General features: G+C 52.3%; 11 protein-coding genes. 1 reads left to right on the top strand and 10 read right to left on the bottom strand.

Features of this window, described 5'->3' with window-relative positions; genetic code table 11:
* Nucleotides 1-6: 6 nt before the first annotated feature.
* From carA to murJ, 8 genes are all read right to left on the bottom strand, one after another.
* Nucleotides 7-1,146 carry a glutamine-hydrolyzing carbamoyl-phosphate synthase small subunit gene (gene carA, locus PGW97_RS02755; protein WP_207103334.1) on the bottom strand — a complete coding sequence of 380 codons (1,140 nt, stop codon included), beginning with the start codon at nt 1,144-1,146 and terminating at the stop codon, nt 7-9.
* A gap of 641 nt (nt 1,147-1,787) precedes the next feature.
* Nucleotides 1,788-2,597 (bottom strand): 4-hydroxy-tetrahydrodipicolinate reductase, encoded by an 810-nt coding sequence (gene dapB / locus PGW97_RS02750; RefSeq protein WP_047886488.1) that lies wholly within the window; start codon nt 2,595-2,597, stop codon nt 1,788-1,790.
* Nucleotides 2,598-2,714: 117 nt separating this feature from the next.
* Nucleotides 2,715-3,659 (bottom strand): 4-hydroxy-3-methylbut-2-enyl diphosphate reductase, encoded by a 945-nt coding sequence (gene ispH, locus PGW97_RS02745; RefSeq protein WP_047886487.1) that lies wholly within the window; start codon nt 3,657-3,659, stop codon nt 2,715-2,717.
* Nucleotides 3,660-3,671: 12 nt separating this feature from the next.
* Nucleotides 3,672-4,106, bottom strand: a complete 435-nt coding sequence (gene fkpB, locus PGW97_RS02740) for an FKBP-type peptidyl-prolyl cis-trans isomerase (RefSeq protein WP_047886486.1) — start codon at nt 4,104-4,106, stop codon at nt 3,672-3,674.
* Nucleotides 4,107-4,322: 216 nt separating this feature from the next.
* Nucleotides 4,323-4,853, bottom strand: a complete 531-nt coding sequence (gene lspA, locus PGW97_RS02735; protein ID WP_047886485.1) for a signal peptidase II — start codon at nt 4,851-4,853, stop codon at nt 4,323-4,325.
* Nucleotides 4,853-7,702 (bottom strand): isoleucine--tRNA ligase, encoded by a 2,850-nt coding sequence (gene ileS / locus PGW97_RS02730; RefSeq protein ID WP_273858566.1) that lies wholly within the window; start codon nt 7,700-7,702, stop codon nt 4,853-4,855. Before ileS ends, lspA begins: the two co-directional genes overlap by 1 nt.
* Nucleotides 7,699-8,670: a bifunctional riboflavin kinase/FAD synthetase gene (gene ribF, locus PGW97_RS02725; protein WP_273858564.1), complete on the bottom strand. Its 972-nt coding sequence runs from the start codon at nt 8,668-8,670 to the stop codon at nt 7,699-7,701. Before ribF ends, ileS begins: the two co-directional genes overlap by 4 nt.
* A gap of 243 nt (nt 8,671-8,913) precedes the next feature.
* Nucleotides 8,914-10,473, bottom strand: a complete 1,560-nt coding sequence (gene murJ, locus PGW97_RS02720) for a murein biosynthesis integral membrane protein MurJ (protein WP_277991773.1) — start codon at nt 10,471-10,473, stop codon at nt 8,914-8,916.
* Between the two features lie 208 nt (nt 10,474-10,681).
* On the opposite strand from murJ, the gene rpsT reads away from it, so the two are divergent.
* On the top strand, nt 10,682-10,942 hold the full coding sequence (gene rpsT, locus PGW97_RS02715) for a 30S ribosomal protein S20 (protein ID WP_047886482.1): 261 nt from the start codon (nt 10,682-10,684) through the stop codon (nt 10,940-10,942).
* Nucleotides 10,943-11,011: 69 nt separating this feature from the next.
* Here the strand turns inward: rpsT and PGW97_RS02710 are convergent, their stop codons facing one another.
* Both PGW97_RS02710 and nhaR read right to left on the bottom strand, forming a co-directional pair.
* Nucleotides 11,012-11,311 carry an ArsR/SmtB family transcription factor gene (locus PGW97_RS02710; protein ID WP_047886481.1) on the bottom strand — a complete coding sequence of 100 codons (300 nt, stop codon included), beginning with the start codon at nt 11,309-11,311 and terminating at the stop codon, nt 11,012-11,014.
* A 98-nt stretch (nt 11,312-11,409) separates the two neighbouring features.
* Nucleotides 11,410-12,300 carry a transcriptional activator NhaR gene (gene nhaR, locus PGW97_RS02705; protein ID WP_047886480.1) on the bottom strand — a complete coding sequence of 297 codons (891 nt, stop codon included), beginning with the start codon at nt 12,298-12,300 and terminating at the stop codon, nt 11,410-11,412.
* Nucleotides 12,301-12,378 lie beyond the last annotated feature (78 nt).

The raw sequence follows: 12,378 nt of genomic DNA, 5'->3' as shown, positions 1-12,378 counted from the left end.
TCCGGCTTAGGCGCTGTGCTGTTTGATTAGTTCGATAAAGTGATCAAAAAGTGGTGCCGCGTCGTGCGGACCCGGGCTCGCCTCAGGGTGGCCCTGGAAGCTGAACGCAGGTTTGTCAGTGCGGTGAATCCCTTGCAGGGAGCCGTCAAACAGTGACTTATGGGTGGCACGCAGATTGTCCGGCAATGTTTCTTCGTCAGCTGCAAAGCCGTGGTTCTGGCTAGTAATCATCACGACGTTGCGATCTAGGTCTTTAACCGGGTGGTTGGCACCGTGGTGACCAAACTTCATCTTAACGGTCTTCGCCCCGCTGGCCAGAGCCAGAATCTGGTGGCCCAGACAGATGCCGAAAATCGGCAGGCCTTTTTCCAGGAACACTTTGGTCGCTTCGATGGCATAGGTACATGGCTCCGGGTCACCCGGTCCGTTTGATAGGAAAACACCGTCCGGCTTAAGAGCCAGCACGTCTTCTGCCGACGTTTGCGCCGGAACGACAGTCAGACGACAGCCACGGTCAACCAGCATGCGCAGAATGTTGCGCTTGGCACCGAAGTCATACGCGACGACGTGGTATGGCAGCTCGCTGTCATCCTGCGCTTCAGGCAGCCCGCCTTCCAGCGTCCACGAACCTTGCTTCCACTCGTACATTTCCGTTGTTGAGACCACTTTCGCCAGGTCCATGCCTTTCAGGCCCGGGAAATCTTTCGCTTTTGCCAGTGCCAGCGCTTCATCCAGGTTGTCGCCCGCCATGATACAGCCGTTCTGCGCGCCTTTTTCACGCAGCAGACGAGTCAGTTTGCGGGTGTCGATGTCAGCGATGCCAACGATGTTCTGGGATTTCAGGTAATCAGAAAGGGTTTGCTGACTACGGAAGTTGGAAGCGATAAGAGGGAGGTCGCGGATTACCAGGCCTTGAGCGTGGATGGAGGAGGATTCTTCGTCTTCGGAATTCGTTCCGGTATTGCCAATGTGGGGATAGGTAAGAGTAACGATCTGTTGAGAGTAAGAAGGGTCGGTGAGGATCTCTTGGTACCCCGTCATCGAGGTATTAAAAACAACTTCACCAACGGCCGAACCATCTGCCCCAATGGACACGCCGTGGAACACTGTCCCATCTTCCAGGACTAACAGCGCTGATTTACTCAAGACAACCTCCAAGAATAATAATAATGCAATAGAAACAAATAAATTTTCAGTTACTCATTCCATACAAAGTCAAAAGCCGAGTCAAGCGCATTTTTGACAAATTGCGCGCATTCTAGAGATGACCGTTTGCGCTGTCAACCTTTCACAATAAATTAATACAAGATTACAGCCAACTGACCCAAATTACGCATCGAGACTGACAAAAGAGCAAGAAAAGTCCTGTATTTCCATTCAACCCCGTACACCAGGAAAAATTTTATCGTTTGCTTTTTCTTGGAATGTTAAAAGAAAATAACCCACCTTCAAAACCGTCAAAAAACCCAAAGATAACCCAATATTTTGATGACCAGACCACAGAAACCAACCACAAGCCCACAAAAAGCCAAGATTGAACCACGAAAACACCATACTCGGCAGACTTTGACGCAAACACCATAACCACAGATAAAATTTAACTATTTATGCAAAACATACTGAGTAAATCATCGCCACGAATACCCTAAAGGTATTTTTTGCATTGCTATTGAGAAGCCGTAAAACAAAAAGGCCGCGACAAACGAGTCTCCCTGAAAAGAGAAACTACGTCTGTCACGGCCTTTGATCGGGTGTGTTTGGGGATATCTGTGTCGGAAGGTACCTGGTTACAGCTGATCCAGTCCCAATACATCCTGCATGGTGTAGAAGCCAGGCTGACGCTCATTGAGCCAGGCGGCGGCTCGCACAGCACCATTGGCGAAGGTCATGCGATCGGTCGCCTTATGCGTGATCTCTACCCGCTCACCAATGTCGGCAAACATCGCTGTGTGCTCACCCACAATGTCACCGGCACGGATAGTGGCAAAGCCGATTTCATCACGACGGCGCTCACCAGTGATCCCCTCTCGGGCGTAGACAGCCACGTCACTGAGTTTATTACCCATGGCCCCGGCAATCGCTTCACCCATGCCAATCGCCGTGCCTGACGGCGCATCAACCTTGTGACGGTGATGAGCTTCAATAATCTCAATGTCACAGTAGTCACCCATCACTTTGGCGGCTTTCTCAAGCAACTTAAACACCAGGTTCACCCCGACGCTATAGTTCGGTGCCATCACAATCGGCGTCGTCTTGGCGGCTTCATCGATCAGCTCGCGCTCCTGCTCGGTAAAACCGGTTGTACCGATCACAATCTTTTTGCCATGCTGCTTACAGAAGGCCAGATTCGCCAGCGTCGCCACCGGCGCCGTAAAGTCGATCAATACATCAAAGTCATCCACGGCTTTCGCCAGATCATCAACAATAGTCACGGATACCGGTCCCAGACCGGCCAGTTCGCCAGCATCCACACCAACCAGTGTAGACTCCGGACGCTCTGTGGCAGCGCCTAGTTGTGCCTGCTCAGACAGGTGTGTCGCTTTCAGCAGCTGGCGGCCCATGCGTCCTGCCGCACCAGCAATCGCAATTCTTACCATTGCGTAATTTCTCCCTGGGTGAATTCGTTTCGGTGTCTCCCAATGTAGCCTGTTGAGACAGATAAAAAAAGCCCCGGCGACTGGCCGGGGCTCGGATTAATGCCAGGCTGAGCTCAATCAGCCGACGTTTTTGACCTGCAGCTCGCGCGGCACTTCAAAAAACATATTTTCTTCACGGCCAGTCAGCTCTTCCACTTCCGCGCCGGTCAGCGCCTGAATACGGGCGATGATCTGATTAACCAGCTCTTCTGGTGCCGAGGCCCCTGCGGTAACGCCAATTTTGCCTTTGTCGATAAACCAGCTGCTGTCGATATCCTCGGCGCAGTCAGTCAGGTAACCCGGAGTACCAAGCTTTTCAGCCAGTTCACGCAGGCGGTTTGAGTTAGAAGAGTTTTTAGACCCCACCACAATCATCACATCAACATCGGCGGCCATTTCACGCACGGCATCCTGGCGGTTCTGAGTCGCGTAACAGATATCGTCTTTGCGCGGGCCCTGAATCTCCGGGAACACTTCCCGCAGTTTGTTGATCACATCTGCCGTTTCATCAACAGACAGAGTGGTCTGGCTGACGTAATGCAGGTTGCTTGGGTCTTTAACCGGCAGCCCTTCCACATCCTCTGGTTTCTCGACCAGATACATGCCGCCGGTTTCACTCGCGTACTGCCCCATAGTGCCTTCCACTTCCGGATGGCCGGCGTGGCCAATCAGCACCACTTCCATATTCCGGCGACTGGCGCGGGCAACTTCCATATGGACCTTGGTAACCAGTGGACAGGTTGCGTCAAACACTGTCAAGTTACGGGCCTTGGCTTCGTTGCGAACCGCCTGCGACACGCCGTGAGCAGAGAAGATCACGATGTTGTCATCCGGCACTTCGTGCAGCTCTTCGACAAAAATCGCGCCGCGCTGCTTCAGCCCTTCCACCACAAAGCGGTTATGGACAACTTCATGGCGAACGTAGATTGGCGGCTGGTAAAGTTCCAGCGCACGCTCGACGATACTGATCGCGCGGTCAACACCGGCACAGAAACCACGGGGGTTTGCGAGTAAGATTTTCATTGCTAGCTGCTCTTAATTTTCAATGGCAACGACTTCCACATCGAAAGTCACGCGCTGCCCGGCAAGCGGATGGTTAAAGTCGACAGTCACAGAATCACCGGTTACATCCGTAATGATGCCCGGAATATCCTGCCCGTCCGGACCGGCAAATGCGATAATGTTGCCGACTTCCGCCGGGGCTTCAGCACCAAAGCGGGTCCGATCAATATGGTGAATGTTATCCGGATTCGGCATCCCGAAGGCATCTTCCGGTTCCAGCTCAAAGCTGCTTTTTTCGCCCTGGGTCAGACCTAAAAGGCATCTTTCAAAATTTTCGGTCAGGCTGCCGTCGCCCATCCGGAACTTGGCCGGTTTACCCATTGCCTGGGTGGAATCCGCCACTGAGCCGTCTTCCAGTTTGATGGCAAAATGCATCAGTACTTCGCTGTTTTCCGTAATCACCGACATGTAGGGTCCTTTTGCGTTCATTCGTTATCCACCCGGCAGCACAGGCTGCGTCATTGCAGCGGCAGCGCACCGGTTTTCGTTTCTCTCACAGGCGGTTTTCGCGCAGGGAAACGACGGCTTCTTTGTCGCCGGGCATGTTTTATCCCGCCCATTTAACAACAAAGCGCCGCCCGTATCAACGGACGGCGCTCAGGGTTATCTTAGCCAAGGAGGCGATCAGTGCTTAACCGGCTGCTTTTTCTTATCGTCAATCAGGCCTTCGATGATAATCAGGCCTGCACCGATGCAGATTGCCGTATCGGCAATATTGAATGCCGGCCAGTGATAATTCCCGACATAAAAGTCCAGGAAATCCACCACAAAGCCGTGATACATCCGATCAAACAGGTTACCCAGCGCACCACCGATAATCATCGCGTAGCTGCTGTTCGCCAGCTTGTTGGATGCCGGCGAGCGGCGCATCCAGAAAACCAGTAACGCACAAACCCCCAGAGCGATCGCTGTGAACAGCCAACGCTGCCAGCCACCGGCGTCGCTCAGAAAGCTGAATGCGGCCCCGTAATTATGAACGTACAGCAGGTTGAAAAACGGCAGAAGTTCGATGCGGTTAGGCCATCCGTACTCCATGGTATTCATGACCACCAGCTTGCTGGCAATGTCCACGATGAACACCAGAGCCGCCAGCCATAGCCAGCGGACTCCCGATTGTTTCAACGACAGCTTGTTCTCAGACGATAAATCACTCATCAGGCAAACTTACGCTCTTCGCCATCACCTTCAACGTTGCTGACACAACGGCCACAGATAGACTCGTGACCTGCGATTGTGCCAACATCAGCAACGTGGTGCCAACAACGGTCACACTTCGCAGCTTCAGACGCTTTCACAATCACATACAGACCATCTACGTCAGTTTCCTGCGCGTCTTCCGGCTTGCTGTCAACGGTGACCACTTGCGCTTTAGACGTCAGCAGCACAAAACGCAGCTCGTCTTCCAGCAGATTCAGCTTCGCCGCCAGTTCAGCGGTAGCAGCCAGTGTCACTTCTGCCTGCAGAGCGCCACCGATCACTTTATCGTTACGGGCAGACTCCAGCAGCTTGTTCACTGCACCACGTACTTTCTGGATTTCAGTCCAGAATTCGTTGTTCAGCGCTTCGCCGTCCGCCAGACCAAACAGGCCTTCGAACCACTCACCAGTGAAGACAAACTTCTCGCGCGACTCACCGTTACCCTGCGCAGCCGGCATCTCGTTCCAGATTTCATCGGCCGTGAACGACATGATTGGTGCCATCCAGCGAACCATCGCTTCGATAATGTAGAACAGTGCAGTCTGACAGCTACGTTGTGCGTGACCGCCAAGTTTTGCTGTGTACTGACGGTCTTTGATCACATCGAGATAGAAAGAGCCCATCTCGATGGAACAGAAGTGCATCAGACGCTGAGTTACAGCGTGCAGGTTGTATTCGTCATAGGCTTTGATGATGTCAGCCTGTGCCGCTTCCGCACGACCTACCGCCCAACGATCCAGTGCCACCATGTCTTCCGCCGCTACGCAATCGGTCGCCGGGTTAAAGCCACTCAGGTTCGCCAGGAAGAAACGTGCGGTGTTACGGATACGACGATACGCATCAGCAGAACGTTTCAGGATTTCATCCGAAACGGCAACTTCACCAGTGTAGTCGGTTGAAGCAACCCACAGACGCAGGATGTCAGCACCCAGCTTGTTGGTCACATCTTTTGGCGCAACTACGTTACCGATAGATTTAGACATCTTACGGCCTTGGCCATCCACCACGAAACCGTGAGTCAGAACCTGACGGTACGGTGCCTTGCCTTTCATCGCTACCGATGAGATCAGCGAAGACTGGAACCAACCGCGGTGCTGGTCAGAACCTTCCAGGTACAGATCGGCGCTGTTGCCATGGTACTCTTCTCGGCTGTCAACCACGGAGAAGTGAGTCACACCGGAATCGAACCATACGTCCAGCGTATCCAGCACTTTCTCGTAATTTGCCGCGTCGGCGTCACCCATCAGCACAGCCGGATCCAGATCCCACCAAGCCTGAATGCCTTTCTGCTCAACCAACTGAGCCACTTTCTCAATCAGTTCAGCTGTGTTCGGATGCAGTTCCTGCGTCTCTTTGTGAACGAACAGGGCAATTGGCACACCCCAAGTACGCTGACGTGAGATACACCACTCCGGACGACCTTCCACCATTGACTCGATACGGCTTTGACCCCACTCAGGCATCCACTGAACGCCTTTGATTTCTTCCAGCGCTTTCGCGCGCAGGCCAGCCTGATCCATTGATACGAACCATTGTGGCGTTGCACGGAAGATGATTGGCGTTTTGTGGCGCCAGCAGTGCGGGTAGCTGTGCTCGTACGCATGGTGGTGCAGCAGCGCACCGTGCTCTTTCAGCGTTTCGACCACGGCATCGTTGGCTTTAAATACGTGCTGACCAGCAAACAGTTCAGTGTCAGGGAGATATACACCGTTGCTGCCCACAGGGTTCGCCACTTCCAGATCGTATTTCTGACCCACCGCGAAGTCTTCCTGACCGTGGCCAGGAGCAGTGTGTACGACACCTGTACCCGATTCAGTCGTAACGTGATCGCCAAGAATCGCCGGTACATCAAAGCTGTAGAACGGGTGTTGGAAACGAACCAGCTCCAGATCAGCCCCTTTACAGAAGCCCAGGTTGTGGTAGTGCTCAATACCGGCACGATCCATCACGTCTTTCGCCAGCTCGGCAGCCATGATCAGACGTTCTTTCTTCTCACCTTCAACCTGAATCAGTACGTATTCCAGATCATCACGCACCGCCACTGCACGGTTTGCTGGCAGGGTCCATGGCGTGGTGGTCCAGATAACGATAGATACATCACCTTCACCGGTGTGGCCATCAGCACAATGGAATTTCGCTACGGTAGCTGCTTCATCCACGGCCTTGAAACGCACGTCGATAGAAGGTGAAACTTTGTCTTTATATTCCACTTCAGCTTCAGCCAGCGCTGAACCACAGTCAGTACACCAGTGTACTGGCTTGAAGCCTTTCAGCAGGTGGCCTTGGTCAGCAATTTTGCCCAGCGAGCGAATAATGTTGGCTTCAGTACCGAAGTCCATCGTGCGGTACGGCTTGTCCCACTCACCCAGTACACCCAGGCGCATAAAACTTTCTTTCTGGCCTTCTACCTGACCCGCAGCGTATTCACGGCATTTTTCACGAAACTCTGCCGCCGTGATTTTCTGGCCCGGTTTGCCGACTTTTTTCTCTACCATCAGTTCGATAGGCAGGCCGTGACAGTCCCAGCCAGGAATATATGGTGCGTCAAAGCCAGACAGCGTCTTTGACTTAATAATAATGTCTTTAAGAATCTTGTTTAGCGCGTGACCAATGTGAATATCACCGTTGGCGTATGGAGGGCCATCGTGTAATACGAAGGATTTCTTACCCTTCTTGGCTTTACGGATTTCACCGTAAAGATCTTCATCGTACCAACGCTTAAGCATTGCTGGCTCACGCTGAGCTAGATTGCCTCGCATCGGAAACCCTGTTTCAGGCAGGTTCAGGGTATCTTTATAGTCGCTCATTGATTCTCGATTCCGTTACTTGGACGAAGTTGGACATTATTTCGCTCAGCCAGCCACACCCGTGCGGACTGGGCATCACGCTCAATTTGTGCTTTCAACGCATCAAATGATTCAAACTTTTTTTCGTCGCGGAGCTTATGCCGCAACACGACTTCAATCTGGGCTCCGTAAAGATCAGACTGAAAATCAAACAGGTGGACCTCCAGCTGGCGACGAACCCCGTTAACGGTAGGTCGTCGGCCGACATTGGCCACACCCGGAAGTGGCGTCGCCGCGACACCATACACCTCGACAGCATAGACGCCGGACACCGGTGATACCCGGCGTTTGAGCGGGACATTCGCAGTCGGAAATCCGATTGTCCGTCCCAGTTTCCGCCCATGGGAGACGCGCCCGGAGATACTAAACGGACGCCCTAGCATGGACTCAGCCAGTTCCAGCTTGTCTTCCGCCAGAGCCTGGCGAATAGCGGTACTGCTGACACGCTGCTGTGAGACACAAAAACTCTGCGTACTGACTACCGTAAAGCCGTATTGCCTGCCGGCAGCCTGCAGATACGCGTAATCTCCGCTTCGGCCTTTACCAAAGCGAAAATCATCGCCAACTACCAGAAACTTAACACCCAATTGCTCAACCAACAAGCGGCGGACAAAATCTTCTGCTGTCAGGCTGGCAAAGTGATGATTGAAGTGAACGCACAGAAAACGGTCAAGCCCAACTTGCTTCAGTTGTAAGTACTTGTCGCGAAAACGGGTTAACCGCGCCGGCGCATTATCCCCGGCAAACAGCTCCTGAGGCTGGGGTTCGAAACTCATGACGGCCGCTGGTAGGCCCAACGAGATCGCCTCAGCCATGACATTACGCAGCACAGCCTGATGCCCCAGATGTACCCCATCAAAATTACCAATTGTCAGCACACAACCGTGGTGACTGGGTTTGATGTTATGTATTCCTCGGATTAATTCCATGCGTCTTTTTTCAGTTTCGCAGAGTGAAAAACTGACGGATTATATACTACTCTGAACCCATCATACCAATTTGAATCATAAACTGACTATTTTATAGCCAGTTTACGTGTGTTTCTCTCCCCCGCCTCCTATCTGTGTCTTTCGATTGGCCCGTTTCAGTTTGAGGGCATACCCCAACGACACCAACATCAGAGCCAGCGCCAGAACCGAAATCTGCACCTATAAAATAGAGAGGTAGTTTCCTCAGCCAGCAGTACGCAGGTGACGCGGACGAACACCCAGCGCGATGACCGATATCACATATGCCATGGCACCGGCACCAATTAAACCTGCCAGCCACAGCGCACGATGTGCCAGTGACCAGTCGAGCCACTGCTGCATCCCCGGCAGCATCCACAGCAGTACCGCCACCATCACAGCGCCAGACAGTGCCAGTCGCGCAACGAACCACAGCGTTTCACTGGTCAGTTGGTACACGCCTTCCCGGTGCAGCCCACGATAGAGCAGCGCTGCATTAACCAGCGCCGACAGCGCGGTTGCCATCGCCAACCCGACATAGCCAAAGAACGGGGCAAGCATGCCGTTGAAAACCATGTTACTGACCATGGCGATAATACCGATTTTCACTGGCGTTTTAGTATCCTGACGGGCGTAGTAGCCCGGGGCCAGGATCTTGATCAGCATGAAGTTCAAAAGACCGGCCGACATCGCCCACAACGACAGCGCCGACTGGTTCACGTCATAGACACCAAACTCGCCCCGCATAAACAGTACCATCAGCATAGGCTTGGCCAGTATCATCATGCCGAGCATGGCCGGAATCCCAAGCAGCAGCACCATACGCACGCCCCAATCCATGGTGTGTGCAAACTGCTCACGGCTTTCATCGACATGCTTGCGCGACAGCGCCGGCAGGATCACCGTCGCAATGGCGATCCCAAACAGCCCAAGCGGGAATTCCAACAGGCGGTCGGAATAATAGAGCCAGCTGATTGAGCCGGTCATCAGGAAACTGGCAATAAAGGTATCCAGCAGCAGGTTAATTTGGCTGACTGACACCCCGAACAGCGCAGGCAGCATCAGCTTGCGGATTTTCACCACGCCTGGATCGTGCCATCCCCACTGCGGGCGCACCAACAATCCCTCTTTCTTAAGGAAAGGCAACTGGAACAGAAACTGGATCAGCCCGCCCAGAAAGACCCCTATCGCCAGTCCCAGCTCCGGCTGCTCCAGTTGCGGAGACAGGAACCAAGCACAACCAATAATAGCGACATTCAGAAACACCGGGGTAAAGGAAGAGATCGCAAACTTACCCAGCGTATTTAAAATGGCTCCAGACAGCGCGACGAACGTGATAAACCACAGATACGGAAAGGTCACTTTCAGCAGCAAACTGGCCAGCTCAAATTTCGCCGCCGCCGGACCGTCATTTACCCAGTCAAGAAACCAGCCGAAGCCAAACAGCGCAGTGACGGCCCCGGAGCCCAGGATACCCACCAAGGTAACCAGAGTCACAATCCCACCCAGAGTTCCGGAAGCCCGCGCAATCAACTGCCGCGTCTTATCCATATCCCCAGAGGCATGATATTCGGTCAAAACCGGAACAAAGGCTTGCGAGAAAGCACCTTCGGCAAATAATCGACGCAGAAAGTTAGGAATTTTATTAGCAAAAAAGAACACATCCGCGGCGGCACCGGCCCCCATCAGATTTGCGACGACCACATCGCGGACCAAACCAAGCACTCTGGAGACCAGTGTCATGGTGCTGACAATCAGCCCTGAGCGCAAAAGACGCTTGCTCACAAAAAAAAACCTCTTAAAGATGGACGCAAAAGGTGACTTCCGAGTCCAAATGCTGGTAAAATCTGCCGCCATATTAACCGTGTTATTCCGCAAGTGCCAATTCAATTGGTTCGGCGGTTATTTGCACAAATCATTTGACAATCTTCGGTTTAACAGGCATAGTCCTCGGCCTTAAATTGTCACCGTACCAAGTTTTGGAGTTATACCCTTGGCAAACATCAAATCTGCTAAGAAACGTGCGATCACTTCAGAGAAACGTCGTAAGCACAACGCTAGCCGTCGCTCTATGATGCGTACTTTCTTCAAGAAAGTTGTTGCTGCTATCGAAGCTGGCAACAAAGAAGCTGCAACTCAAGCTTTCGTTGAAATGCAACCTGTTATGGATCGTATGGCTACTAAAGGCCTGATCCACAAAAACAAAGCTGCACGTCACAAAGCTCGTCTTGCTGCTAAAATCAAAGCTCTGTAATTTGAGCCCTTTGATTCAATAAAAAAACCGGCATTAGCCGGTTTTTTTATATCCGCTCTCCGCGGAAAGTCATTCAACATGACAATACATCTTGTGCAAAAGCTGAATCATTGATCTGACTTCATCGCTTTTCAGACGATAGTACACCGTCTGTGCTTCCTTGCGTGTCTCAACCAATCCATCGCGCCGTAGCCAGGCCAGATGCTGCGACAAGGCCGACTGACTTAGCCCCAGCTTGTCACTCATCATGCCGACCGACATTTCTTCTTCCAGCAAATAACACAGAATGAACAAACGCCGTTCGTTGGCCATGGCTTTAAGCAGGGCTACCGCCTTCGGAGCGTTCTGCTCCATTTGCTGTAGTTCCATACTGCTACCACTCACTAAGTTTAGTTAATGCTAATATACTTAAAAACTACGGGGTTTTCTAGCAGAAGGTGGTGATAATTACAGCAATCAGCTCAACCTTATTTAAACAATTTCCTAAAATCTGCCTCACAAATACGTTTTACCGCCGGGTGCATGATCATCCGCTCAGCAAAAATCACGTAATACTCTTCTTTTATTTCCCTCACCCGCTTCACTTCGTGAATGTTCTGATTACCCTCTTCCAGCTCTGCGGCATAAATGGACGGGGCAACAAACATCGATTTCTGGTACAAGCCAAACGCTTTCATCAGCGCCGCATCATCAAACTCGCCAAGGATATTGGGGGTGATTCCCATGCGATCAAACCAGTGGTGCAGCTTCCGCCCCATCGCGGTACGCCGCCCCGGAATCAGTAATTTGTAATTTTCGATACAGGCAGGGAAATTCTGGACTTTATCAGTATCGGAGCAGAAGAAACTCATGCTCGATTCGCCCAGCTTTTTACTGTACAGGCCAGGGCTCTGGCTGGAGTCGACAGGACAATCAGACAAAATCATATCCAGCTTGTGCTGGGACAGCTGCTCAAGCAGCATTTCGTGGGTAGATTCGTAACAGCGCAGGTGAATACGCTCGTCTTCCGGCAGGCCCTCCATCAGCACCTTACTGACCAGCCTTTTTGACAAGGCATCTGCCACCCCAACCTCCAGCAGCAGGTTTTCCCGCTGGGTATAGTTGACGATATCCAGCATTTCATAGCTGAGGTCGAACATTTTATCCGCGTACTTGAAAACCAGCTGGCCGAGTTCAGTCGGTTCGATATTACGTCCAACCCGTTTTGTCAGCTTGCCCTTGAGTCGCTCTTCCAGCGCCCGAATCTGGCCAGTTACTGTTTGAGGGGCGAGAAACAGTGCATCGGCAGCTTTCGTGACTGAGCCCTGTTTGCAGACCATCCAGAAGTAATAGAGGTGGTTGTAATTAAGGTGAGACATCGTTTGAAACCATGTTGTCCGGCTCACGCACGCTATGTCGTCAGCCAGAAAGAAAAAATCCCAGAAGCCAGCTTACGC

Source organism: Photobacterium sp. GSS17 (assembly GCF_028621875.1).
Lineage (GTDB): Bacteria > Pseudomonadota > Gammaproteobacteria > Enterobacterales > Vibrionaceae > Photobacterium > Photobacterium ganghwense.
This window is presented reverse-complemented; position numbering and strand designations above follow the sequence as displayed.